This is a genomic window from Asanoa iriomotensis (assembly GCF_016862515.1).
GTDB classification, from domain to species: domain Bacteria; phylum Actinomycetota; class Actinomycetes; order Mycobacteriales; family Micromonosporaceae; genus Asanoa; species Asanoa iriomotensis.
Genome location: NZ_BONC01000020.1, coordinates 57,903 through 82,075, shown reverse-complemented (window position 1 = coordinate 82,075; position 24,173 = coordinate 57,903). Strand labels below are relative to the sequence as shown.

The following is a 24,173-nucleotide window of genomic DNA, read 5'->3' as shown; positions in this document are numbered from 1 at the left end:
ACCTGCACACCTTCGCACAGAGCGCCGAGGTCCGGCGTTCACGCAATCGACATCCACGCACCCGTTGGCCGACACGCATGTGGTAGCCAGCACACTTACACAGAACGCATGGACCTCCTGACCAGGACCGGCGGCTACACCCTGCTGATCGCGGACGACGCGAAGCAGGTGGCCGCCGCTCAACGGCTGCGCTACCAGGTGTTCGCCGAGGAGCTTGGCGCCACGCTGCACACCACGGTCCCGGGGCACGACGTCGACGAGTTCGACGACGCCTGCGACCACCTGATCGTCCGCGACGACAAGTCGGGCGCGATCGTCGGCACCTACCGGATGCTGCCCCCCGGCCGCGTGGACCGCCGATACGGCGACACCGAGTTCGACCTGACCGCGCTGGACCCGCTGCGCGACGCGCTGGTCGAAACCGGCCGGTCGTGTGTCGCACCCGAGCACCGCTCCGGCGCGGTGATCAACCTGATGTGGGCCGGCATCGCCCGCTACCTGCACCTGCACAACAAGCGGTGGCTGGGCGGCTGCGCGTCGATCCCGCTGGACGACGGCGGCAAGATGGCCGGCTCCGTCTGGGAGCGGGTGCGCACCAAGCACCTCTCGCCGCCGCGGATGCGGGTCAGCCCGCACCACCCGTGGGAGGTCCCGTCGGCCGAGGCGGCGTCGAGCGCGGCCATGCCGCCCCTGCTCCGCGGTTACCTGCGGCTGGGCGCCTGGGTCTGCGGCGAGCCGGCGTACGACCCGGACTTCGACTGCGCCGACCTCTACGTGCTGCTCTCCACGGACCGGATCGACCCGCGCTACCGCCGGCACTTCCTGGGAGTCGATCAGTGAGTCTGTGGCGTCCGCAGAACGACTGCGGCAACGACTGCCTGGCGACCGGCGACGAGCGGACCGAGGCGCCGAAGGCGCTGCAGGTGCTGCGTTTCGTCCGGCTGCTGGGCGCGGTGCTGGCCGGCGCCCTGCTGGTGCCGGTGCTGCCGCTGCTCACCGAGCGTGGCCGGGACCGGGCCGGCAAGGCCTGGGGGCGGCTCACGCTCGCGGCGCTGGGCGTGCGGTTGCGGCTGCGCGGCCGCCCGCCGCGCGGCAAGGCCCTGGTTGTCGCCAACCACGTCTCCTGGCTCGACATCGTCGCGCTGCTCGCTGTCGCGCCGGGCCGGATGCTGGCCAAGGTCGAGGTCAAGGGCTGGCCGCTGTTCGGCGCGCTGGCCGCCTCCGGCGGCACGATCTTCGTCGACCGGGCCCGGCCGAAGACGCTCCCCGACACGGTCGCCGACGTCGCCGCCGCCCTGCGGTCCGGTGCCGTGGTGACGGTCTTCCCCGAGGGCACGACCGGCTGTGGCGCGTCCGTCGGCACGTTCCGCCCCGCGATGTTCCAGGCCGCGATCGACGCCGGTGCGACGATCGTTCCGGTCACGCTGCGGTACGGCGGCCCGGAAGCGTCGTTCATCGGCGACGAGACCCTGTGGGCCTCCGTCCGCCGGGTGCTCGCGCTGCCGAAGCCGGTCGCCTCGGTGTCCGTCGCGCCGGCCCTGCACCCGGAGCCGGAAGCCTCCCGCCGGGCGCTGGCCCGCGTGGCGCAGGCCGCGGTCGGCACCCCGGTGTTCCTGCCCGTGCCGGTCGACGTCGAGGAGACCCCGATCCCGGTGCCGCTCGCGCTGGCCGCCTGACGACACCTGCCCGAGGGCCGCTGGCGTAACGCGATACATCGCGATATGCTCAAGCGGCACTTGGGAGGTGGGTCGTGTCCAACCGCTGGGTCGTCGAGGAGCCACGCCAGATCAGCATCGACGCGCCGGTCGACCGCGTCGACGTCAACCTTGTCTCCGGCCGGATCAACCTGGTCGGCGGCGAAGGCCCCGCGCGGCTCGACATCACCCGGGCCGGGCGCACCCCGGTGATCGTCGAGGTGGTCGACCGTACTCTCGTCGTCCGCCACAACCGCCTTCCGCGCTTTCCGGGAGTGTTGTGGTGGATCGGGCAGCTCCACCGCCGGTTCCGGGTCGAGGTCTCGATCGCCGTGCCCCACGCCACCGCCGCCTACCTGCGGCTCGTCGACGGCGCCGTGGTCGCCGCCGGCCTCCGCGAGGACACCGAGGTCGACCTGACGTCCGGGCGGATCACCCTGATGGGCCTGGGCGGGCGCACCCGGGCCAAGGTCGTCTCGGGCCCGGTCGAGGCGCTCGGCGTCGACGGCGACCTGAGCATGAAGACCGTCTCGGGTGAGCTCGTACTCGCCGACAGCGCGGCCGACCGGGTCGAGATGACGACCGTGTCCGGCGCGGTCACCTGTGATCTTGACAACCCGCACCACCGCGAGTTGCGGCTGCGCACCACCTCCGGCAGCGTCACCGTGCGGGTCCGGCAGGACGCCGACCTGACCGTCGACCTGCACTCCCAGTCGGGCCAGATCACCAGCGCCTTCCCGCAGCTCGGCCACCAGCAGCGCGGCGTGCGGCAGGACCGGCGCGGCGTCCTGGGCCGCGGCACCGGCAAACTCTGGGCGACGACCGTTTCCGGCAGCATCGCGTTGCTGGCGCGACCGGTCGACACGGAAGGAGATACGCCGGAATGACGGCCGTGTTCAGCCATGGGCGGTTGCGCCTCTACCTGCTCAAGCTGCTCGACGACGGCCCGAAGCACGGCTACGAGCTCATCCGGCTGCTGGCCGACCGGTTCCACGGCACCTACGCGCCCAGCGCGGGCACGATCTATCCCCGGCTCGCCCGGATGGAGACCGAGGGTCTGGTCACGCACACCGCCGCGGGTGGGCGCAAGACCTACTCCATCACCGAGGGCGGGCGGGCCGAGCTGCGCCAACGGGCCGGTGAGCTGGCCGACCTCGAGCAGGACATCAACAAGTCGGTGAGCGACCTGGCGGCCGAGATCCAGGCGGAGGTACGCGGCTCGGCGCGCGACCTGAAGCGCGAGCTGCGCGAGGCGACGCGGCAGACGAAGAGGAGTCCCTGGGTCTTCGAGGTGCAGATCGGCACCCGGGCACAGAGCGATCCGCAGGAGGACTTCGACCGCCGGCTGGCGGCGTTCACCGACGAGGTGCGCGCTATCGTCCGCCGTGGGCGGTTCAGCGACGACCAGCTCCGCACCGCGTCCCGCCTGCTCGACGGCGTGCTCGACGGCCTGCGCCGGCTCCAGCGGTGAGGCGTAGGTCACGCACAGCGGACTTTCAGCTTCAATCCAGCGCCGCCACAGCGTGCGGGTCAATGATGGTGTCATGGCCGCACCACAGACCGAGGCACGCCTGCTGGTCGTCGAGGACGACCCCAACATCCTCGAGCTGCTCTCCGCCAGTCTCAAGTTCGCCGGCTTCGAAGTGAGCACGGCGACCAGCGGCAGCTCGGCAGTCAGCGCGGCGAAGGACCGCAGGCCGGACCTCGTCGTCCTCGACGTGATGCTGCCCGACCTCGACGGCTTCGAGGTGATAAGGCTGATGCGGGAAGGCGGCACCCGTACACCCGTGGTGTTCCTGACCGCCCGCGACGCCACCGACGACAAGATCCGCGGCTTGACGCTGGGCGGCGACGACTACGTCACCAAGCCGTTCAGCCTCGAGGAGCTGACCGCCCGCATCCGGGCCGTGCTGCGCCGCACCACCTCCGGTGACCAGAGCGCCTCCCGGCTCACGTTCGCCGACCTCGAGCTCGACGAGGAGACCCACGAGGTCTACCGCGCGGGCCAGCGGGTCCAGCTTTCCCCCACCGAGTTCAAGCTGCTGCGCTACCTGATGCTCAACGCCAACCGGGTGCTGTCCAAGGCGCAGATCCTCGACCACGTGTGGAACTACGACTTCCGCGGCGACGACAACATCGTGGAGAGCTACATCTCCTACCTGCGTCGCAAGATCGACAACGGCCAGCCGCGGCTGATCCACACCCTGCGTGGTGTCGGATACGTGCTCCGCAAGCCAGCCGCCTAGGGCCATTCATGATGGCCCCCCTGCGCGGCACACCGCTGCGCGTCAAGCTCGTCGCCGCCGTCCTGGCGCTGGTCACCGCGGCCCTGCTGGTGATCGGTGCGGCCAGCACGTTCTTCCTGCGCAACTACCTGCTCGACCAGGTCGACGGCAACCTGCGCAGCCTCAACAACAACGTGCAGACGCTGCTCCGCGACAACATCCAGTTCGCGGTGGGCGACAACGCGTTCGCCGTCGCGTCCACCCCGGACCAGCCGACCCTCAACGACCTGAGCAGCCGGCCCAGCCAGCTCTTCACGCCCGACGGCCCGGACCTGCCGCAGAACTACACCGGCCTACAGCAGTCGCTGCGGCAGCACCAGAACGACCCGTACACGATCAAGGCGATCGGCAGCCAGACGCGCTGGCGGGTGCTGATGGTCCAGCCGCAGAACAGCACCGCGATCGTCGTCGTCGGCTACAACCTCGCCGACGTCGACCACACTGTCAAACAGCTGCTCTGGATCGACGGGCTGGCGGGCGGCACCGTGCTGATCGTGCTGGCCACGCTCGGCGCGGCGATAGTCCGCAGCAACCTGAAACCGTTGCGCCAGATCGAACGCACGACGGTCGCGATCGCGGCCGGCGACCTCAGTCAACGTGTGCCCGACCCCGAGCCGGGCGTCGACGAGCCCAAGACCGAGCTGGGCCGGCTGTCCCGCGCGCTGAACACGATGCTCACCCAGATCGAGACCGCGTTCGCCGCACGGGCCGAGTCGGAGGCCGCCGCCCGGGACGCGGCGTTCGCCGCGCAGGCGTCGGAGTCGCGGGCGTTGCGCTCCGAGGAACGCATGCGGCAGTTCGTCGCGGACGCCTCACACGAGTTGCGTACGCCGCTGACGAGCATCCGTGGCTTCGCCGAGCTCTACCGGCAGGGCGCGGCCGCGTCGCCCGGCGACACCGCACGGCTGGTCCGTCGCATCGAGGACGAGGCGGCCAGGATGGGTCTCCTCGTGGAGGACCTGCTGCTGCTCGCCCGTCTTGATCGGGAGCGACCGTTGTCGCTGTCCCCGGTGGAGCTGCGCGTGCTCGCCAGCGAGGCGGTGCAGGCCGCGCAGGCGATGGCGCCCGAGCGCGACATCTCGATAGAGGTGGCGCCGCGGGCGGGGCTGCTGGTGGTGCGGGCCGACGACGCCCGGCTCCGCCAGGTGCTGGGCAACCTGCTGACCAACGCGATCATCCATACGCCGGCGGACGCCAAGATCACCGTGCGGCTGCGTTCCGACGGCGGCTCGGCCATCGTCGAGGTGGTCGACACCGGCCAGGGTCTCCCGCCGGAGCAGGCCGAACGCGTCTTCGAACGGTTCTACCGGGCGGACGCCGCACGCCGGCGCGACCGTGAGGCCAACAGCACCGGCCTGGGGCTCGCGATCGTCGCGGCCCTGGTCCGCGCGCACGGCGGCACGGTCGAGGTCGACAGCGTGCCCGGCCACGGTTCCACCTTCCGGGTCCGGCTGCCGCTGGCCGGCGGTGGCGACGACGACCAGGACTTCCCGGACCAGGACGGGCACGGCCCGGGCGGCAACGGCGCGGAACCGCACGGGCACTCTCAGACAACGCTCAGCCCGGCCCCAGGCGGGTCGCAGAGCGGTGGGGAAAGGTAAACGGCATGACCGAGCACGAAAGCGACCCCCGGCACGACCCCGAGCGGGACGCCGAACCGGGCTCCGGGCCCGCGCCGGAGCAGCCGCGCCCGCACGGGGGCGAGCAGCCCACGGCGCACCAGGCGGGCGAGCAGCCCACGGCCCAGCAGCCCACCCTCCCCACCAACCCCCAGCCGGTCAGCGGCACGCCGGTGTCGGCACAGCCCGCGGAAGCGCCGCGCAGCCCCTGGCAGGCGCCGGCTCCGCAGCCGCCGCAGGCGGGCGGCTACGCACAGGCCGGCGGATATCCGCAGACCGGCTCGGGCTACCCGCAGTACAGCTACCCGTCCTACGGCCAGACCGGCTACCCCGCCGGCGGCCAGCACGGCACTCCCATCCCCTGGGCCGGCGGTGGTCCGGGCGCGCCGCCTCCGCCGCCCGGGCAGCACTGGCAGCACGCGCCAGGTCCGCAGCGACCCACCCGCGTCGGCCGGTGGATCGCCGGTCTCGCCGTCGCGCTCGTGCTGCTGCTCGGCGCCGGCCTGGTCGGCGGCGTGATCGGCGCGGCCCTGCAGGGCAACGACAACGACAACGCCCGGGCCCGCGCGGCCGCGGCGCCGGTGGTCAACCGGTCGTCGCTCGCCGAGATCGCGCAGAAGGTCGAGCCGAGCATCGTCTCGGTCACCACCGGCAGCGGCGAGGGCTCCGGCGTGGTGCTCACCGACGACGGCTACGTGCTGACCAACAACCACGTCGTGGCCAGCGCGGGCGGCGACACCGTCCAGGTGGTCTTCGACAACGGCAAGCGGGCCAGCGCGACCATCGTCGGCACCGACCCCAAGAGCGACCTCGCCGTGGTCAAGGCGACCGGCGTGTCGGGCCTGAGCCCGGCCAAGTTCGGCGACAGCTCCGCGGTGCAGGTCGGCGACACGGTGCTGGCCCTGGGCAGCCCGTTGGGCCTGCAGGGCTCGGTGACGGCCGGCATCATCAGCGCCAAGGACCGCACGATCCGCACCCAGTCCGAGCAGCAGCAACAGCCCAACCCGTTCGGCGGCGGCGACAGCCAGCAGCAGCCGACCGCGACGTCGCTGTCCGGCCTGCTGCAGACCGACGCGCCAATCAACCCGGGCAACTCGGGTGGTGCGCTGGTCAACACCAACGGCGAGGTGATCGGCATCAACACCGCGATCGCCACCTCGGGCCAGGGCAACGGCAGCATCGGCGTCGGGTTCGCGATCCCGAGCGCCAAGGCCGAGCAGGTCGCCAACGCCCTCCGCAACGGCGAGAAGGTCTCGCACGCCGCGCTGGGTGTGCAGGTGGCCGACCAGGAGAACGGCAACGGCGCGATCATCTCCGCCGTCTCCCCGAACAGCGCGGCCGCCAAGGCCGGGCTGCAGCAGGGCGACGTGGTGACCAAGTTCGGCGACGAGGCCATCACCAGCTCCGATGAGCTCGTCGCCGCGGTGCAGTCGCACAAGGTCGGTGACCAGGTGCAACTCACGTACACCCGGAACGGTTCGGAAAACACCGCAACCGTGACGCTCACCGAAGCGTCATAACTGCAAGAGCGCACACCTGGGACTCGAAGTCCGCGTGACCCGCGGTGACGGTCCTCCTCCCAAAAGGTGGCGGGTGACACGGCCCTCGGGGGTTGGCTGTGTCACCCGCCACCACTTTGTCTGCGGTAGGTGATCGGCCGGTGACCGCCGGCCGATCCTGCCTGTGTGTGGGTGTCGGGTAGCGGACGCGGAGTCGAATACGATCGATGAGCGGGCCTAGTCTCCAACCCCGGTGGGGGAGTCGGAGGGTGGGGCACCGTGACGGTCGTCGAGACCCGGGTGAGTGTGTGGGAGGCGCTGGCCGGGCGGGCGCCAGGGCAGCCGGTGGGTCCGCACGACCCCGGCATGTGGGCAGCCGTCGTCGAGCGGCTCAACCCGGCACGGGCGCGGCCCGTGCTGCGCGCCGGCATCGAGCAGGTCGACCTGGTCTCCGTGCGCGGTGTGCCGTACGTGATGCTCCGCTCGCCGGACGACCGCGGCGGGGCCTGCTATCTGCGGCTGACGCCCGAGGAGTGGCAGCTCGCGACGCTGATGGACGGCACGCGCACGGTCGCCCGGCTCGTCGCGGAGTTCGCCCGGATCGGTGGGCGCCTCGCGCCCGACCAGGTCACCCGGGTGGTCGCCGACCTCGCCGCCAACCGGATGCTGGCCGAGCTGCCGGTCGACGCGTTCAAACCGCTGGCCCGGGTGCGCCGCCGGCCCTGGCCGCTGCGGCTCGGTCGCACGCTGCTGGCGTTCGCGCAGGGCCGCCGCACCGTGGTCGCCAACATCGACCCGCTGGTCACGTTCCTCTACCGGGCCGGCGGGCGCCTGCTCTTCCACAAGGCCGTCGTCGCGCTGCTCGGGCTCGTCGCCGTGGCCGGCCTGGTGTCGTTCGGCTGGACCTGGTGGCACGGCGAAGAGGCGATCTTCCTGACCGGAGGCTCGTACGCCGTCGGCGCGGCCGTGCTGCTCGGGCTCAACGTGCTCGCGCTGGCCTGCCACGAGCTCGGCCACGCCCTGGCCACCAAGCACGCCGGTCGGCGGGTGCCCGCGGCCGGCTTCCTCGTCTACTTCGGCATCCCCTCGGTCTTCGTCGACACCACCGACGTGTGGATGGCCGGGCGCCGGGCGCGGATGACCACCACGGCCGCCGGGCCGGCCACCGGGCTCGTGCTGGCCGGCATCGCGGGGCTGGTCGGCGTCTTCGTGCCCGAGGCCGCGCCGTGGACGTTCAAGCTCGCGTTCGCGTGGTACCTCAACGCGCTGTTCAACCTCAACCCGTTCCTCGCGCTCGACGGCTACTACCTGCTGATGGACTGGCTGGAGATCCCGAACCTGCGGGCCAGGGGCCTCACCTACGTGGTCAGCCGGTTGCGCCGCCGCCCGCCGCGCTGGGCCGAGCTGGACCGCGAGGGGCGGCTGGTCGCGCTCTACGGGACCGTCGCCGTGCTCTGGGTGGCGATCGCGGTCAACCTGGGCTGGCGGATCTGGACCGACCGGGTCGCCGGGCTGACCATCGGCCTGTGGCGTTCCGGGTGGCCGGCCCGGATCCTGCTGTTCGCCGTGATCTGCGGGCTCGCCGCGCCGCTGGTCTACCTCGCGTTCGGCTGGGTCGCGGGCCGGGTGCGCGCGCTGCGCCACCGGCTCGAACGGCGGCGTCGCGACCTGGACGCACCGCGCCGGCTCGACGCCCTGCGCGCTTCGCCGCTCGGCCGGCTGCCCGGCGCCGCGCTCGCCGACCTCGCCGCGACCGCCACCTGGGTGCGTCCGCGCACCGGCCAGCAGTTGGTGTTCGCGGGCGCGGCACAACGCGCCGTCTACGTCGTGGTCGACGGCGCTCTCGAGGCGCGCCGCCCCGACGACCCGTCCGGGCTGGTCCGCCAGCGGATCGGCGCCGGCGGCGTGGTCGGGCTGGCCAGTGCGTTGAGCGGGGCACCGGCCGCGCTGGCCTGGCACACCGCGGGCACGACGCTGCTGTCGCTGCCGTCGTCTGCGGTGTCGCGGGCGATCGGCCCGGTGCCGGGGCCGCCGCCGGCGGAGTGGGACCAGGCCGACCGGCTCTTCGCGGAGGCGCCCGCGCTGCAGTCGCTGTCGGCCGAGGACCGGATGGGGCTGGTCTCCGCCGCCCGGCCCGCCATGCTCGCGCCGGGCGAACCCGTGACGCTGAGCGGCGCGACCGACGCCGTGGTCATCGAGTCCGGCAGCGTGCTGTTGCCGGACGGCACCGAACTGCGCCGGGGCACGCTGATCGGCCCGATCGGGGACGGCCCCGGCGGGATCGTGGCGACCGCGCGGACGCCGACCCGGCTGTGGACGGTGCCGGCGCTGCCGGGCGTACCGCTGCTGCTCGGCGCCGACCCCTCGGTCGTCGCGTCGGCGGTCGGCGCGGGCCCCCGCGCGGGCGTGCACCCGACGGGCGGGTACCCGCCGCTGGCCGCGCCACCCGGGCCGCCGCCGGTGATCGACGAGAACGTGGACGGGCGCTTCGAGCGGCGGCTGTGGTGGCTGACCGCGCTGCTCCTGCTGCTCGCGCTGCTGCTGACCGCGACGAACCTGCTCCCGGGGCCGGCCTGGGCCGAGATGCCGGCCGACCGCGCGCTGCTGGCCACCACCCGCGGCACGGCGGACGCGTCGGTCAACGGGCGGCCGGTGAAGCTGACCTCGGGCGACAAGGTCTACGTGACCGAGGGCGACCAGGTGCGCCTGCGGGACCGCTCGTCGGCGACGCTGACCTTCCGCGGCGGCGCCGTGACCGTGTTGTGCGCGGGCAGCGGCGTGTCCGTCGGTGCACTGTGGAGCGAGGGCGACCGGCGCACGCGGCCGCATGGCACGTTGCGGCTTTCCGACGGTCGGGTGCTGGTCGACACCGCGAGCACGAGTGGGACGTTCCTGCCGCTCGCGCTGTCGCTGGATGCCACCGGGATGCGGCTGGTCAACGACGGTGAGGCCTGGTACAGGGTGAGCGCAGGCGGCGGCAGCGTCGTCTCCGCGGGTGAGGTGCGGGTCGACGGCCAGCTCGCGCCCGAGACCGACGCGCCGTTGGACTGCGGTGACGGCCTCGAGGTGCCGCGGCCGGCCGGGCCGACCGAGGAGCCGTCGCCGAGCGAGCAACCGAGCCCGACCGACTCGCCGTCGCCCACCGCGACGCCAACCGCCACGCCGACGCCTGGGAACCCGGACCCCGAGGGCAATCCGCCTCCGGGCGGCAACCCGCCGCCTGGTGGGAACCCGCCTCCGGGCAACCCACCACCGGGCAACCCGCCTCCGGGCAACCCACCGACTACGGCTCCGACGACAACACCGCCGACGAACCCACCGACGTCGGATCCACCACCGCCTAATGATCCTCCGTCGGTGACCGGCCTCTCTGCGGATCCGAACCCGATGGACGGTCCCTGTGGCGGCAGCGCCACGACGAACGTCAGCGTTGATGTCAGCGACGAAGACCTGGTCTCCGTTGACGGCTCCTGGTCGATTTCGCAGCTCGAACAAAGTGGCGGCTTCTCGCTGAAGGGTGATGGAACCTTCCGAGGGCAGGTGTCGATCCCTTACGGGCGCGAGACCTCACAGGGTGGCTTCGCAGTCGTCATCAGGGTGACCGCGGTAGACGGGATCAAACAAACGGATTCGGACGAGATCACGGTCCGGCTCGGTCCTTGCATCCCGATTATTGGATGAGGAGAGCTAGTGCTCTGTTGGTTTTGTCCTAAGTCGGCGCGGGGGTCGTGCCGGTTCTGCGGGCGCGGGGTGTGCGAGGACCACGCCCGGTTCGGGCCGTTCCTGCTGGAGGTGCACCGCTCGGAGACCCGCGGCCGCGCCGAGGGCCTGGTCGTCGAGGACGCCGTGCAGTGCGGCACCTGCCGGCCGCGTCCCCAGCCGGTGCCGATGCCGGAGCTGGACTGACGGCGCTACCGTAGGAGCGCGCGTCGATGGGAGGGGCCGGCGATGAGTGACTTCGACGAGGTTCTGGAACGGTTGGTGGTCGACCCGTCGTTCGCCAGCGCGCTCGCGTCCGACCCGGGGTTGGCGCTGGCCAGCTACTCGCTGAGCGACGACGAGATCGCCCTGCTGCACACGCAGGTCGGCGGCGCCGCCCCCACCGAGCACGCGGTGGAGACGCGGGCCAACCAGTCGAGCACGTTCGGCCTGCTGGGCTCGCTCGGCGGGCTGCTCGCCGACGGCCCGCCGGTCGCCGGCACGTCGGGCCTCGGCCAGGCGGCGTCCACCGGCTTTCACAGCATGGCGGGCCACGACGGGTTCGGGTCGGGCGGGCACGACGGTGCGAGCTTCGGCCCGTACGCGCAGGCCGAGGGCACCCACGGCGGCATGGGCGGGCTGTCGGGCTTCGGCGACGAGATCGGCCAGGGGTTGCAGGACACCACACCCTCCGGCGTGAGCGGCATGGGCCACGCTCCGGCCGCACCGGCCGTCGACGCCACCGCCGGCTTCGGCCCGGCCCCGGCCGGCCAGGGCGACGGGCTCGCGGAGAGCGCGAGCACCGCGCTGCCGGCCGGCTACCACACCCGGGTCGACGTCGACGGTGACGGCAACTGGGACAAGCACGTGCTGCTCAGCCGCGGCGACGGCGGCGTCGACATCCTGGTCGACAAGGACGGCGACGGCCGCATCGACTTCGTCGGCCACGACACCGACGCGGACGGCCTGGTCAACTCGGCCGACTACGACAAGGACGGCGACGGCGTCTTCGAGAAGACGATGTACGACGACAACGGCGACGGCTGGATGGACCGCACCGTCCATCACTGAGCGCTGCGCAGGTAGGTGAGCACCGCGACCACCCGCCGGTTGCGGTCGTCGTCGGGCGGCAGGTCCAACTTCGCCAGGATGTTGCCGACGTGCTTGCCGACCGCGGCCTCGGAGACGACCAGCAACCGGGCGATGGCCGCGTTGGAGTGCCCCTCGGCGACGAGTTGCAACACCTCGCGCTCCCGGTTGGACAGCTTGGCCAACGGGTCGCGCTGCCGCCGCAGGAGCTGCGACACGACCTGCGGATCGACCACGGTGCCGCCCGCCGCCACCTGCCGCAGCGCCGCGACGAACTCCGCGATGTCGACCACCCGGTCCTTGAGCAGGTAGCCGACGCCCCGCCCGGCACCGGAGTCGAGCAGCTCGGCGGCATAGCTCTGCTGCACATATTGGCTCAGCGCCACCACCGGCAGACCCGCGTGCCGGCGCCGCAGCTCGACCGCGGCCCGCAACCCTTCGTCGGTGAACCCGGGCGGCATCCGAATGTCGGTGACGACCAGGTCAGGGACATCGGCGCCGACGGCCGCGACGAGCGCGGCCGCGTCGCCGACCGCGGCGGTCACGGCGAACCCGAACCGCTCCAGAATGCCGGTGAGCCCTTCCCGCAAGAGCATGCCGTCCTCGGCCAAGACGGTCCGAATCACCGCCACCACATCCGCTCCCCGGTCACGTGCGCGGTCGCCGGTCGGTTGCTGACGCCCCCCGCGGCGGCCGCGCCGAGTCGAGCCCGGCCGAGCCCGCCGGCCAGCGGGTCCCGCGGCGACGAGCCGAAGTGGGCCGGTGGTGTCCGGGTCAGCGCCACGGCAACTCCGCCCGGAGCAGAGTCGGACCGCCGGGTGGGCTGGACAGGCGGGTCGTGCCGCCTACCGCGGCGACGCGGTCGGCCAGGCCGGTCAGGCCGCTGCCGCGGGCCGGATCCGCGCCGCCCTGGCCGTCGTCGGTGATCTCGATGACCAGCGTGCGGCCGGCGCGCGTCGCCGACACCCGGACCGCGCGGGCGTCGCTGTGTTTGGCCACGTTGCCGAGGGCTTCGGCGACGACGAAGTAGGCCGTCGACTCCACCTGCTCCGGTGGGCGCTCCGGCAGGTCGATCGCCACTGTCACCGGGACCGTCGAGCGGTCTGCCAGCTCACCGACCGCCGCCGCCAGGCCGCTGTCGGTCAGGACCTGCGGGTGGATGCCGCGGATCAGCTCGCGTAGCTCCGCCATCAGCTGTTTGGCCTGGTCGTGGGCGACGCCGACGCTGTGTGCGGCCGGGCTGTCCGGTGGTAGGTCCAGCCGCGCCACGCCCAACTGCAGCGTCAAGCTCACCAGGCGTTGCTGCGCGCCGTCGTGCAGGTCGCGTTCGATGCGGCGGCGTTCGGCGCTGAAGCCGTCGACCAGGCGGGCGCGGGAGCTGACCACCTCGGCCAGGCGGCGGCGGGCCTGCTCGTCGGCGCCGCTGAGCAGCACGCGGGCCAGTGCGCCGTGTGCGCCGGCCACCAGGCCCAGCAGATAGGGGACCGCGGGCAGGAGGACCAGGCCCAGCAGCGCGTAGGGCAGTGCCTCCGCCGGTGTGTCGACCGGGGCGCGGCCCATGGTGATCGGGTCGCCGGCCGTGACGATGAACGGGCTGAACAGCAGCGCGATCTCGACCAGCAGGGCGATGCCGAGGACGAAGTAGACCAGCGGCACCAGCGAGCCCAGGGCGAAGCCGTAGACCACCGCCCGCCACGTCGCCGCGTCGGTGTAGCGGTCGCGTAGCCAGCGCCACCACTCGCCGGGCGCCGGCGGTGGTAGGCCAGGCAGGGGACGGTCGTCGATCAGGCGTAGCCGGAAACGCTCGACGGCGGCCAGGATCACGCCGCTGACCGGCGCGACCGTGGCCAGCAGCACGGTGCCGGAGATCACCAGCAGCGCGAACTGGCTGCCGGACAGCTCGACGCCGTGGCGGATCAGGCGGTCGGCCGCGATCACCCAGGGCAGCGCGACCGTGCCGAACACCAGCGTCGCGAGCAGGCCCACCGGGGCCGTGCTGATCAGGTAGCCCACGGCCCGCCAGGGCCAGGCGGTGCGCAGGAACGTCGGTTTGGCCAGGGCTCGCAACGCGGTCATGGACAGAGACGCTAGTGACGGGAGAGGGCCGGCGCCCTACCCCTGTGGATAACTATGGGGTAGGGCCAGCTCTACTCCCCGTACACGTCCGAGATTGCTCTGGTGTTGATGGTCATCGACGTTTCACCATTGCGGGCAAGGAGGTGTTCGCGGTGGTGGCCATCGCCACGGATCTGTTGACCAAGGTGTTCGACGACGGCACGGTCGCGGTCGACCGGGTCAGCCTCGAGGTCGCGCCCGGCGAGTTCCTGGTGCTGCTCGGGCCGACCGGTTGCGGCAAGTCGACCATCCTGCGGCTGGTCGCCGGGCTGGAGGTGCCGACGTCGGGGCACGTGCTGATCGACGGCGAGATCGTCGACCACCTGCCGTCCCGCGAGCGGCGGCTGGCCATGGTCTTTCAGGACTACGCGCTCTATCCGCACCTGACCGTCGCGCAGAACATCGGCTTCCCGCTGCGGGTCCGGCACGAGACGGCGACCGACGTGTCCGCCCGGGTCGGCGAGGTCGCCGACCAGCTCGGCATCACCCCGCTGCTGCGCAAGCTGCCCGGCGCGCTCTCCGGCGGCGAGCGGCAGCGCGTCGCGATGGCCCGGGCGATCATCCGCCGGCCGCTCGGCTTCCTGCTCGACGAGCCGTTGTCCAACCTGGACGCCGGGCTGCGCGCGGAGCTGCGTTCGGACGTGGCGGCGCTCGCCCGCAGGCTCGGCGTGACCACCGTCTACGTCACGCACGACCAGGCCGAGGCGATGACCATGGCCGACCGCGTCGCGGTGCTGCGCCGCGGCGTGCTGCAGCAGGTCGGGCCGCCGGAGCAGGTCTACAACGACCCGTCGACGCTGTTCGTGGCCGCGTTCCTCGGCACGCCGCGGACCAGCCTGCTGGAGGGCGCGGTCTACGCGGACGGCGACCGGGTGGTGGTCGACCTCGGGTCCCAGGTGATCGAGCTGCCCGCCGACCATCCCGTGCGGTCCCGGCACACCGACCGGGTGAGCGTGGCGTTGCGGGCCGACGCCCTCACGCTCGCGCCCGCCGACCACGCCGGCCCGGTGCTGTCCGGCACCGTCCGCCAGGTCGAGCACCTCGGCCACGAGGCGCTCGTGCACGTGGACACCGGCGCGCTGCCCACCTCGACCGAGCGTTCCCGGCTGGAGCTGCCCGGGCCGCAGGCGGCGGCGTTGATGCGGGAGAGGCCCAGGCCTCAGGCGGCGCGCACCGAATACGGCTTCTATCCCGCGTACGACCCCGAGCTGCCCGGCGAGCCTCCGCCCGTCGGCGAGGTCGTGGTCCGGGTGCCCGCCGTCGGCCTGCCCCGGCGCGACGAGACCCTGCGGCTGGCGGTCGACCTCGACCGGCTGCTGCTGTTCGACCGGGTCGGCGCGCGCATCCGCCTAGCCGGTGGGGAAACCCGCCAGAGCCAGGTCTAGGCGTTCCGCGTACGCGCCGCTGATCGCACCCTCGTCCGCGCGGACCGCGACCTTCTCGCGCAGCAGGGTGAGCCGGTCGGCCCGGGTGTCCGCCGCACGCAGGGCGGGCAGGAGGTTGCGCAGGTCGAGGGCCGTGTCGTGGCGGATGTCGCCGGCCTGCTGGCCCTCCGCGATCACGCCTTCGAGCCGGCGCAGCGCCTCACCGAGCGAGGTCGCGACGGCGGCGGCGGACGGCGTCGAAGCCGGTGCGGCGGGTGTCGACGGCGGTGCCGTCGGCTGGGCCACCGTCGCGCCCGGGTGGGGACCGTCGCGGAACAGCGCGACCAGGGTGGCGGCGCCGAACGCGAGCACGGCGGCGATCGCGGCCGTGACCAGGACGGTCCGCCGGCGGGACGCGACCGGCTCCGCGACAAGGGGAGCCGGCTCCGTCGGTGCCACCGCGGCCCGCAGCTCCGCCGCGGCGACGTGCGCGGTCGGCCGGGCCAGCGGATCCCTGGCCAGGCAGCGCATGCACAGCTCGGCCACCGACGGCGGCAGACCGGGCACGTCGGGCGGGGTCGGCGCGCGCTCGGCCTTCAGCGCCCGCGTCAGCTCGTCCCAGGTCTCGGCCGGCATCGGCACCCGCCCGGTCAGCGTCTCGTAGAGCAGCACACCGAGCGCGTAGCTGTCGGTCGCCGGCTGGGCCGGTGTCCCGTCGAGCCGCTCGGGCGCCACATAGGCCGGCGTCCCGAACGTCTCACCCTCGGCGTCCTCGTCCGGCGCGCCGATCCGGGTCGCGATGCCGAAGTCGAGCACCTTGGCCCCGATCGGCGTGAGCATCACGTTGGCCGGCGTGACGTCGCGGTGCACGATGCCGAGCCGGTGCGCGGCGGCCAGCGCCTCGGCCACCTCGGCGCACACCCGCACGGCCTCCGGCCAGGGCAGCGGCCCGGCGGTCAGCCGGGATTCCAGCTCCTCGCCGGTGAGCAGCTCCAGCACCACGAACGCGGTGACCGTGCCGTCCGGCGCCACCGTCTCGGCGTAGTCGTGCACCGTCGCGACGTTGGGATGCACGAGCTGGGCGGCGGCACGGGCCTCGTCGCGGACCATGTCGCGGAACCGGGCGTCGGCGGCCAGCGCGGCGGAGAGGACCTTGACGGCGACGGTGCGGTCGAGCACCTCGTCGCGGGCCCGCCAGATGACCGACATGCCGCCCGCGCCGACCCGGTCGATCAGCCGGTAGCGGCGGGCGAGAAGGGCGCCCGGAGTGAGCGTGGACATGAGGTCTGCACCTGCCGGCGGTGTGGGGATCGATTCAATCTCGGCGATGCCCCGTGGCTTGTCAACCGGAAGCCGGAACGCGGTCGTGCCAGGATGTGGGTGTGGGCGGTGGTCGGGTGGCGTTCGTGCTGGGTGGCGGCGGTGTGCTGGGTGCCGTCGAGGTCGGCATGCTGCGCGCGCTGTTCCGCGCCGACATCAAACCCGACCTCGTGATCGGCACCTCGATCGGCGCGGTCAACGGCGCGATGGTCGCGGCCGACCCGACCGAGGCCGTCACGGACCGCCTGGTGCGGCTGTGGGCCAGCCCCGAGGCGAGCGAGGTGTACGGCGACTCGGTGGCCCGGCAACTGCGGCGCTTCGCCGCGCGTACGCACCTGCACTCACCGCGTCCCCTGCGCCGCCTGCTGGAGCGCGAGCTCGGCGAGGGCACGACGTTCGAGGAGCTGAAGGTCCCGTTCCGGTGCTGCGCGGCGAGCATCGAGCGGGCCGCCGAGCACTGGTTCTCCACGGGTCCGCTGGTCGACGCGGTGCTGGCCAGCGCCAGCGTGCCGGGCCTGTTGCCACCGGCGCAGATCGGCGAGGAGCACTACGTCGACGGCGGGATCGTGAACTCGATCCCCATCGGCGAGGCGGTCAGCAGTGGGGCACGGCACATCTTCGTGCTCCAGGTCGGCCGGATCGAGCGCCCGCTGACGCCTCCGCGTCGGCCGTGGGAGGTGGCCCAGGTGGCGTTCGAGATTGCGCGAAGGCACCGTTTCGCCCGTGAGCTGGCGGCCTTGCCCGACGATGTACATGTGCACGTGCTTCCAACCGGGGGCCTGGAGCCCCGTGACGACACGCCTTGGGCCTATCGCGACATGGCCGCGGTAGGCCGCCGGATCAGCCGTGCGTACACGGCGTCCCGGCGTTATCTCGCCCAGCATCCCTCCGCGGGGCGGGGCGACGGCTGATGCCGCTCCCACCTCGCTGGCTGCGGCGGATCGTGCTGGCGCCGCTGGTCATCGCGTTCGCCGTGCTGCTGCTGACCACGCTGCCCGCCTGGCTGCTGCTCGCCTCGGCGGCGTCGCCGCTGGTGCCCGGGCGGTTGCGGCCGCTGCGGGTGATCTGGCTCGGCACCGTCTACGTGGTCTGGGACGCCTGCGCCCTGATCACCCTGTTCGTGTTGTGGGTGGCGTCCGGCTTCGGGTGGAAGGTGCGCTCGCCGGCCTTCCAGCGCGCGCACTACGTACTCACCGGTGCGTTCCTGCGTTTCTTGTTCGCACAAGCCCAGTGGACGCTCAAGCTGCGGCTCGACATCGCCGGCAGTGACCCCGACACCGCCCAGCCCGGGCGGCCCGAGCTGGTGGTCTGCCGGCACGCCGGCCCCGGTGACTCGTTCGTGCTCGTGCACGCGCTGGTCAACTGGTTCGACCGGGAGCCGCGGATCGTGCTCAAGGACAGCCTGCAGTGGGACCCGGCGGTCGACGTGATGCTCAACCGGCTGCCCAACCGGTTCATCGCGCCGCGCCGCGACCCCGACGGCGTGGAGAAGCTGGTCGGCAACCTCGCGGTCGGCCTCGACGAGAACGACGCGTTCGTGATCTTCCCAGAAGGCGGCAACTTCACGCCGCGCCGCCGGATCCGGGCGATCGAGCTGTTGCGCGCGCGCGGGCTGCACCGGATGGCGGCGAAGGCGGAGAAGATGCGCAACGTGCTGGCTCCCCGCCCGGGCGGCCTGCTCGCGGCGATGGACGCCGCGCCGGACGCGGGCGTGATCTTCGTGGCGCACACCGGTCTCGACCGCATGCTCACCGTCGGCGACGTGTGGCGCGAGCTGCCGATGGACAAGCAGCTCACCATGCGGTTCTGGTCGGTGCCGCCGGAAGAGGTGCCGCAGGAGCGCGAACAGCGGATCGAGTGGCTGTACGACTGGTGGGCCAAGATCGACGCGTGGATCGAGGAGAACAGGCCGAGCGTCAGTCCGCCTGAGCACCACCTGACAGCCACCTGAGTACGCGCACTCTGTAGGGCACCCGTCCGTCCGACCAGGATGCTGGGCGTGACCTATCCGTGCCCGTCCTGCCACGCGCCGGCGACGCTGGCGACCGGCTGTCCCAACTGCGGTCGGGGTCCTGACCCCGACGCGGCCGAGGTGCTGCGGCTCAACGCGGAGTTGGCCGAGCTGAGCGGCCCGCTCGAGGAGGCGCGCCGCGCCTATGCCGACCTGTCGGCGCGCTATGCGGCGGTCAACCGGCGTCGGGAGGAGGTCGCCGCGCGGGTCCGGGCGGCGGCGTTCCTCGCCGGCCCGCCCGCGCCGGCACCCGTTGCGCCCCCGCGGGCCGAGACCAGCCCGAGGACCGCGCAGAACGTGCTGTTCGTGCTCGGCGGCCTGCTGGTCGGCGCGGCGGCGATCGTGTTCACCGGGGTGGCGTGGGCGACCTACGGGGTCGGCGCGCGGGCGGTGATCCTGGCGGCGGTCACGGCGCTGATGCTCGCGGTGCCGCCACTGACGGCCCGGCGGGGTCTGCGCTCCACCGCCGAGACCTTCGCGGCGCTGGGGATGCTGCTGGTGGTGCTCGACGGGTACGCCGCCTGGTACGCGGACCTGTTCGGCATCGGTGCCGTCGACGGCGCTCTCTACGCGGCGGTGGTATGCGTGGTGACCGCCGCGGTCGGGAGTGCCTACGGGCGGCTGACGGGCCTGGGCGCGCCCGGGCTGGCCGCACTGGTGGCGGCGCAGCCCGTGCTGCCGCTGCTCGCGTACTGGCTGGACGCCACGGCGTGGGGCTGGGCGTTGATGTTCGCCTGCACCGCGGCGCTCGACCTGGCGCTGGTCCGGACCGCGGGCCTGCCTCTGCGGGTGCTGGGCTGGATCGGTTTCGGGTGCGCACAGGTTGCTTCGGGGGTGTGCGCCCTCGCGGTGCTGGTCTTCGACGACGGCACACCGGTCCTGCTCACCGGGGTCCCGACGCTGCTGGTGGCGGTGCTGTTGGCGGCGGCGGGCCCGGTCGGCCGGGTGCGGTGGCTCTCCGTCGCCGGAGCCGCCACCGTGCCGCCGGCCGTCGCGGTCGCCGTGCTCCGGCCGGTCACCGTGCTGGCGGAGTCGGTGCTGTTGGTGACCGCCGCCGGAGTGGTGCTGGCGATCGCGCTCGTGGCGCTCCGGCTGCGGGTCGCCAGGATCGGCGCACTGATCACCGCGGGGGCGTTCCTGACGGTGCCGGGGCTGATGGCGGTGGCCGTCGCCGTCGAGACGATGGTGGGCTCGCTGCCGCCGTTCGTCGCCGGCGGCCCGGTTTCGCTGACCGGTGACTGGCAGCTACCGGTGGCGCTGGTGCTCGGTGCCGTCGCGCTCGGCCTGCTGGTGCCGCCCGCGGCCCGCACCGCGGTCGCCGTCGGCGGCGGCCTGCTCGTGGTGCTGGCCCTGCCGACGTCGCTGGCGATGCCGTGGTGGGCAGTGTCCACCCTCGACCTCGCGGTGGCGGCGGTGGTCGTGCTGGTCGCGCGGCCGGCGCTGGAGACGACGCTCGCGGCGGCGGCGCTGGCCGGGCACGCCGTGGTGGTGGGGCTGGCCCGGCCGTGGTCGACGGCGGCGGTGTTCGGGGCGCTGGCGTTGCTGGGCGCGGCCGCGGCCGTCCGGACCCGGCGGGGTGCGGCGTGGTGGTGCGCGGTCGGGCTCGCGGCGGTGCCGGCCGCGGTTGCCGCAACGGTCTACGCGGCGGGTGCCGGCGGTGCCTGGCCGGCCCGCGCGGGGCTGGCGGCCGTCGCCGTCCCGCTGGGCGCGACGCTGCTGTTCGGTCGACTGCCCAGGCTCGTCGGGTACGCCACCCCGGCGGTGGTCGCGCTGGCCACCTGCGCGGCGGTGGCCGGCGGGTGGCCGGCACTGTCCGAGGTGGACGAACCAGCCGGCGTCTACCCGTCCGTGGCGCTGCTGGTGCTCGCGGTCGCGCTGCTCGTCCGGCCGGCGGCGGTCGGCCGGCTCGTGGTCGGTGTGGCGGCGGTCCCCGTCGCGGCCCTGTCACTGTTCGCGGCTGCGCCGGCGCTGGGCACGGTGCTGTTCGCGCCCTACGCCTGGTGGGACCACGCCTGGACCGGTGCGCCTTCGGGCGTCGGCCTGACCCCGTCGAACTCGCTCGACATCACCGCGGGCCCGGCGGCAACCCTGCTGATCCTCGCGGCCGCCGCGCTGGCCCTGTTCCTGCGTCCGGACACGGCGCTCGCCCACCCGGCCGGCGGAGGTGTCCCAGCCACTGCGGGAGGGTCCGCCGTCGTGCGGTCGGGGATTGAGAGCGGCGACGCGTCGTCCTCGCCCATCGCGCACGGCGCGGATGATGGTGACGAGCAGGGCTCGCCGGGCACCCGACCGGCCGATACGGACGGCTCGCCCACCGATGCGGGGCTGGTCGGGGCCCAGGACGGGCAGCCGTTGGTCGGTGGCGCCCATGCCGGTGTGCTGGCCGTGTTGGCGGGATTCCTCGGGCTGGGTGGGTTGCTGGCCGTGCTGGTGGTGGCGGCGGTGCCGTGGCCCGTCGTGCCGGCGGTCGCGCTCGCGGCCGGCATCGCCTGTGCGCTCACCGCCGCCGTGCGGTCGGCGGCCGGCGCCGTCGTGCCGGCGGCGCTCCTCATCGGGTCTGGCTTCTCGGGGCTGTTGCCGACCGAGCCGGCCACCCTCGCCGCGCTCGGTGCGCTCATCGCGGCCGGCGCCGTCGTGGGTGCGGCCGGCACCGCCGAGGTCGCCCGGGTGGCGGGCTGGCTGGCCACCGTCGTAGCGGCCACGAACTTCGCCGTCGCCGCCGTGCTCGCCGCGGACCTCCCCCTGCGCCGGGCGTCCTTCCCCGTGCTGGCGGTCGGGGCGGTCGCGCTCGGCCTGGGCTACCTGCTGCGCCGGAAGCGTCCCGGTGTCGAGGGACCGGCCGTCGACGCGTTCGGCCACGTCGCCGTGCTGCCCGCCCTGGTGCTCACCTGGAACGACGCCCGGACAGCCGCGGCCGTGGCGACGATCTGGGGCGCGGTGCTCGGCATCCGGGCCGTCCTGCCGGCTCAAGGCGCCCGCTGGCGGTTGGGTTTCGGCGCCGCCGGCGCCGAGTTGCTCGCCTGGTGGCTCCTGCTCCTGTCGGAGGACGTCGCGCTGCGGGAGGCCTACACGCTCCCGGCGGCCGGAATCGCCCTCGCCGCCGGATATATCGCGCTTCTTCGCGACCCGCGGCTGGGTAGCTGGCTGGCCCTCGGCCCCGGACTGGCCGCCGCGCTGTTGCCGAGCCTGACGTCGATCCTGGTCGCGGACGGCCAACTGATCCGGCGCGTGCTGCTCGGGGCTGGCGCGGTGGCGATCGTGCTGATCGGGACACACCGCCGCTGGCGGGCACCCGTCGTGGCCGGCGGACTCACGCTGGTCGTGCTGACCATCCACGAGCTGGCGGTGTGGGACCTGCTGCCCCGCTGGGCGTACCTCGCCGGTGGTGGTCTGATCTTGATTTCGGTCGCGATGACCTACGAGCGACGGCGCCGCGACCTCCGCAAGGTCCGCGGAGCTCTGGCCCGCATGACCTAGGACGGCGAGCCGTCGTGGGTTAGTGTGTCGCACCACCCTGATCCACCGGCGAGACCCCGGTAGGGCTGGCACTACCAGCGGTTAGGGGGACCGCTGGCTTCATCGAGAAGCCCCAGCCCGGGAGGCTCAACGGCATGACTGTGATCGCCCAGGAACGACGCGGAAGTGACTTCGCCCAGCTCTCCCGCGAGATCGCCGGGGCCGGCCTGATGCGGCGCAGACCCGGCCGGTACGCGGTGACGATCGGCCTGACCGGCCTGCTGTTCGCCGGTGCCTGGGCGACCTTCGTCCTCGTCGGCAACTCGTGGTGGACGCTCGCCGTCGCCGCGCTGCTCGCCGTGGCCACCACCCAGGTCGCGTTCCTCGGCCACGACGCCGGGCACCGCCAGATGTTCCGCAGCCGCAAGATGAGCGAGGTCGCCGGGCTGACCGCGGGCAACCTCGCGACCGGTCTCAGCTTCGGCTGGTGGATCGACAAGCACAACCGGCACCACGCCAACCCCAACCACGAGGACCACGATCCCGACGTCGGCGAGGGCGTGCTCGTCTGGACCGAGAAGCAGGCGGCCAAGCGCACCGGCTTCGGCCGTTGGATGGCGCGCAACCAGGCCAAGCTGTTCTTCCCGCTGCTCACGCTCGAAGGGCTCAACCTGCACGTCTCCAGCATCAAGGCGCTGTTCAACGTGCCGATGCGGCACCGCCGGACCGAGGCGCTGCTGCTGTTCCTGCACACCGCCGGCTACCTGAGCCTCGTCTTCGCCGTGCTGCCCGTCGGCAAGGCGTTCGCCTTCATGGCGGTGCACCAGGCGCTGTGGGGCGTTTACATGGGGCTCTCGTTCGCACCCAACCACAAGGGCATGCCCGTGCTCACCGCCGCCGACGAGCTCGACTTCCTGCGCAAGCAGGTGCTGACCTCGCGCAACGTGCTCGGCGGGCGCTGGGTCGACGTGGCCCTGGGCGGGCTCAACTACCAGGTCGAGCACCACCTGTTCCCGAGCATGCCGCGGGCCAACCTGCGCCGGGCGGCGCCGATCGTGCGGGCACACTGCGCCGAGCACGGCATCCCGTACCACTGGACCGGGTTGATCGACTCCTACCGGCAGGCGCTGCGCTACATGGACAGCGTGGGGCGCTGAAAAAGCCCGTGCCCCCGCCGAAGCGGGGGCACGGGCCGGGGGAGAGTAATGCCTACTTGGCGCCGAGCGCCTGGAGCAGCGACTCCGGTGCCTCGACCACCTGGGCGGCCGGCGGCGCGGCCACGGTGACCGGCGTGCCGAAGTCCGAGTACGTGGTGGTCATCTTGCCGAGCTGCGCGTCGATCGAGGTCAGGTCGATGGTCAGCTGCGAGAGCCGACCCTGGTCGTCGACGGTCGCGGTGAACGGCACGGCGTTGCCCTTGCCGCCCAGCACGTCGACCGACACGCCGCTGCCGGCGACCTTGGTCAGGTCGATGGTGCCCTGGTAGCTGCCGTCGCCTGACTTGTCGACGTCGGCCATCCGCTCGACGAACTTGCCGGCGCCGGCGGCGTCACCGTCGGGCAGCGCGTCGAAGCTCGTGCCGGACAGCCGGGCGCCGTCGATGTGCAGCCACTTGCCCGGCTCGACACCGGGCACGCCGGTCGCCTGCAGCCAGGCGTCCGGGCCGATCGACCGCAGGTCGACGGTGGAGTTCGTGCCGATCTTCAGGCTCATGGTGGCCTTGTCGGCCTTCGGGTCGAGGTTGCCCGTGCTGCTCACGGCAGCCGACTCGAGGGTGACCTTGACGGTGTCGTCGTTGAGCTTCTGGGCGGCGGCGGTCAGCTCCGCGGTCGCCGCGCTGGGCGCCGAGGGCTCACCGGAGCCGGCCGAAGGGGTGGGCGCCACGCCCGGTGCGGTCGAGGTGCCGCAACCGGCGAGCCCGATGCAGAGGGCGGCGAACACGCCGAGCCCGGAGGTCGCTAGTCGTCGCATGCGGGCAAACGTGCCCGATCCACCCCAGCGGCAAACGTCGATCAAGAGCCA

Annotated in this window: 20 protein-coding genes; 15 read left to right on the top strand and 5 right to left on the bottom strand. The window is 73.2% G+C overall.

Annotated features, from left to right (window positions below; translation table 11 throughout):
* The first annotated feature begins 108 nt into the window (after positions 1-108).
* The 10 genes from Air01nite_RS16275 to Air01nite_RS16230 all read left to right on the top strand — a co-directional run bounded on the left by Air01nite_RS16275 (position 109) and on the right by Air01nite_RS16230 (position 11,867).
* Positions 109-840 (top strand): GNAT family N-acetyltransferase, encoded by a 732-nt coding sequence (locus Air01nite_RS16275; RefSeq protein WP_203703221.1) that lies wholly within the window; start codon positions 109-111, stop codon positions 838-840.
* Positions 837-1,676 carry a lysophospholipid acyltransferase family protein gene (locus Air01nite_RS16270; RefSeq protein ID WP_203703219.1) on the top strand — a complete coding sequence of 280 codons (840 nt, stop codon included), beginning with the start codon at positions 837-839 and terminating at the stop codon, positions 1,674-1,676. Before Air01nite_RS16275 ends, Air01nite_RS16270 begins: the two co-directional genes overlap by 4 nt.
* 74 nt (positions 1,677-1,750) lie before the next feature.
* Positions 1,751-2,581, top strand: a complete 831-nt coding sequence (locus tag Air01nite_RS16265) for a DUF4097 family beta strand repeat-containing protein (protein WP_203703217.1) — start codon at positions 1,751-1,753, stop codon at positions 2,579-2,581.
* Complete coding sequence (locus Air01nite_RS16260; RefSeq protein ID WP_203703216.1) at positions 2,578-3,165, top strand: PadR family transcriptional regulator; 588 nt, start codon at positions 2,578-2,580, stop codon at positions 3,163-3,165. Before Air01nite_RS16265 ends, Air01nite_RS16260 begins: the two co-directional genes overlap by 4 nt.
* Positions 3,166-3,238: 73 nt before the next feature.
* Positions 3,239-3,940, top strand: coding sequence for a response regulator transcription factor (locus Air01nite_RS16255; protein ID WP_203703215.1), 702 nt, complete (start codon positions 3,239-3,241; stop codon positions 3,938-3,940).
* A gap of 8 nt (positions 3,941-3,948) precedes the next feature.
* Entirely contained in the window at positions 3,949-5,580 is a 1,632-nt protein-coding gene (locus tag Air01nite_RS16250) for a sensor histidine kinase (RefSeq protein ID WP_203703214.1), read from the top strand.
* A 5-nt stretch (positions 5,581-5,585) separates the two neighbouring features.
* The gene (locus Air01nite_RS16245) at positions 5,586-7,118 is read left to right on the top strand and encodes a S1C family serine protease (protein WP_203703213.1); all 1,533 of its coding nucleotides are present in this window, start codon (positions 5,586-5,588) and stop codon (positions 7,116-7,118) included.
* Between the two features lie 258 nt (positions 7,119-7,376).
* Positions 7,377-10,778 carry a metalloprotease gene (locus Air01nite_RS16240; RefSeq protein ID WP_203703212.1) on the top strand — a complete coding sequence of 1,134 codons (3,402 nt, stop codon included), beginning with the start codon at positions 7,377-7,379 and terminating at the stop codon, positions 10,776-10,778.
* Between the two features lie 69 nt (positions 10,779-10,847).
* Positions 10,848-11,003, top strand: coding sequence for a hypothetical protein (locus Air01nite_RS16235; RefSeq protein ID WP_239090744.1), 156 nt, complete (start codon positions 10,848-10,850; stop codon positions 11,001-11,003).
* Positions 11,004-11,045: 42 nt separating this feature from the next.
* Positions 11,046-11,867: a hypothetical protein gene (locus Air01nite_RS16230; RefSeq protein WP_203703210.1), complete on the top strand. Its 822-nt coding sequence runs from the start codon at positions 11,046-11,048 to the stop codon at positions 11,865-11,867.
* On the opposite strand, the gene Air01nite_RS16225 is transcribed toward Air01nite_RS16230, so the two are convergent.
* Genes Air01nite_RS16225 through Air01nite_RS16215 form a run of 3 tightly spaced genes read right to left on the bottom strand, consistent with a single transcriptional unit; the run spans position 11,861 to position 13,961 of the window.
* On the bottom strand, positions 11,861-12,520 hold the full coding sequence (locus Air01nite_RS16225) for a response regulator (RefSeq protein WP_203703209.1): 660 nt from the start codon (positions 12,518-12,520) through the stop codon (positions 11,861-11,863). The two genes, Air01nite_RS16230 and Air01nite_RS16225, sit on opposite strands and share 7 nt — an antisense overlap.
* Positions 12,508-12,669 (bottom strand): hypothetical protein, encoded by a 162-nt coding sequence (locus Air01nite_RS16220; RefSeq protein ID WP_203703207.1) that lies wholly within the window; start codon positions 12,667-12,669, stop codon positions 12,508-12,510. The genes Air01nite_RS16225 and Air01nite_RS16220 overlap by 13 nt, the downstream gene beginning before the upstream one ends.
* Complete coding sequence (locus Air01nite_RS16215; RefSeq protein WP_203703205.1) at positions 12,660-13,961, bottom strand: sensor histidine kinase; 1,302 nt, start codon at positions 13,959-13,961, stop codon at positions 12,660-12,662. The genes Air01nite_RS16220 and Air01nite_RS16215 overlap by 10 nt, the downstream gene beginning before the upstream one ends.
* A 152-nt stretch (positions 13,962-14,113) precedes the next feature.
* Here Air01nite_RS16215 and Air01nite_RS16210 point away from each other — a divergent pair, with 152 nt between their 5' ends.
* Positions 14,114-15,385: an ABC transporter ATP-binding protein gene (locus Air01nite_RS16210; RefSeq protein WP_203703203.1), complete on the top strand. Its 1,272-nt coding sequence runs from the start codon at positions 14,114-14,116 to the stop codon at positions 15,383-15,385.
* On the opposite strand, the gene Air01nite_RS16205 is transcribed toward Air01nite_RS16210, so the two are convergent.
* Positions 15,350-16,645, bottom strand: coding sequence for a serine/threonine-protein kinase (locus Air01nite_RS16205; protein WP_203703202.1), 1,296 nt, complete (start codon positions 16,643-16,645; stop codon positions 15,350-15,352). The genes Air01nite_RS16210 and Air01nite_RS16205 overlap by 36 nt on opposite strands.
* A gap of 101 nt (positions 16,646-16,746) precedes the next feature.
* Here Air01nite_RS16205 and Air01nite_RS16200 point away from each other — a divergent pair, with 101 nt between their 5' ends.
* The 4 genes from Air01nite_RS16200 to Air01nite_RS16185 all read left to right on the top strand — a co-directional run bounded on the left by Air01nite_RS16200 (position 16,747) and on the right by Air01nite_RS16185 (position 23,308).
* Complete coding sequence (locus tag Air01nite_RS16200) at positions 16,747-17,595, top strand: patatin-like phospholipase family protein (RefSeq protein ID WP_203703201.1); 849 nt, start codon at positions 16,747-16,749, stop codon at positions 17,593-17,595.
* Entirely contained in the window at positions 17,595-18,635 is a 1,041-nt protein-coding gene (locus tag Air01nite_RS16195; protein WP_203703200.1) for a 1-acyl-sn-glycerol-3-phosphate acyltransferase, read from the top strand. The genes Air01nite_RS16200 and Air01nite_RS16195 overlap by 1 nt, the downstream gene beginning before the upstream one ends.
* A gap of 48 nt (positions 18,636-18,683) precedes the next feature.
* Positions 18,684-22,172 carry an SCO7613 C-terminal domain-containing membrane protein gene (locus Air01nite_RS16190; RefSeq protein WP_203703199.1) on the top strand — a complete coding sequence of 1,163 codons (3,489 nt, stop codon included), beginning with the start codon at positions 18,684-18,686 and terminating at the stop codon, positions 22,170-22,172.
* 134 nt (positions 22,173-22,306) lie between these two features.
* Positions 22,307-23,308 (top strand): fatty acid desaturase family protein, encoded by a 1,002-nt coding sequence (locus Air01nite_RS16185; RefSeq protein WP_203703198.1) that lies wholly within the window; start codon positions 22,307-22,309, stop codon positions 23,306-23,308.
* Positions 23,309-23,360: 52 nt separating this feature from the next.
* Here the strand turns inward: Air01nite_RS16185 and Air01nite_RS16180 are convergent, their stop codons facing one another.
* Complete coding sequence (locus Air01nite_RS16180; protein WP_203703197.1) at positions 23,361-24,122, bottom strand: hypothetical protein; 762 nt, start codon at positions 24,120-24,122, stop codon at positions 23,361-23,363.
* Positions 24,123-24,173 lie beyond the last annotated feature (51 nt).

Coding starts and splice junctions, on each gene's coding strand:
- Air01nite_RS16255 (WP_203703215.1), top strand. CDS start 3,239: ATGGCCGCACCACAGACCGAGGCACGCCTGCTGGTCGTCGAGGACGAC.
- Air01nite_RS16250 (WP_203703214.1), top strand. CDS start 3,949: ATGATGGCCCCCCTGCGCGGCACACCGCTGCGCGTCAAGCTCGTCGCC.
- Air01nite_RS16195 (WP_203703200.1), top strand. CDS start 17,595: ATGCCGCTCCCACCTCGCTGGCTGCGGCGGATCGTGCTGGCGCCGCTG.
- Air01nite_RS16275 (WP_203703221.1), top strand. CDS start 109: ATGGACCTCCTGACCAGGACCGGCGGCTACACCCTGCTGATCGCGGAC.
- Air01nite_RS16230 (WP_203703210.1), top strand. CDS start 11,046: ATGAGTGACTTCGACGAGGTTCTGGAACGGTTGGTGGTCGACCCGTCG.
- Air01nite_RS16215 (WP_203703205.1), bottom strand. CDS start 13,961: ATGACCGCGTTGCGAGCCCTGGCCAAACCGACGTTCCTGCGCACCGCC.
- Air01nite_RS16180 (WP_203703197.1), bottom strand. CDS start 24,122: ATGCGACGACTAGCGACCTCCGGGCTCGGCGTGTTCGCCGCCCTCTGC.
- Air01nite_RS16205 (WP_203703202.1), bottom strand. CDS start 16,645: ATGTCCACGCTCACTCCGGGCGCCCTTCTCGCCCGCCGCTACCGGCTG.
- Air01nite_RS16245 (WP_203703213.1), top strand. CDS start 5,586: ATGACCGAGCACGAAAGCGACCCCCGGCACGACCCCGAGCGGGACGCC.
- Air01nite_RS16260 (WP_203703216.1), top strand. CDS start 2,578: ATGACGGCCGTGTTCAGCCATGGGCGGTTGCGCCTCTACCTGCTCAAG.
- Air01nite_RS16185 (WP_203703198.1), top strand. CDS start 22,307: ATGACTGTGATCGCCCAGGAACGACGCGGAAGTGACTTCGCCCAGCTC.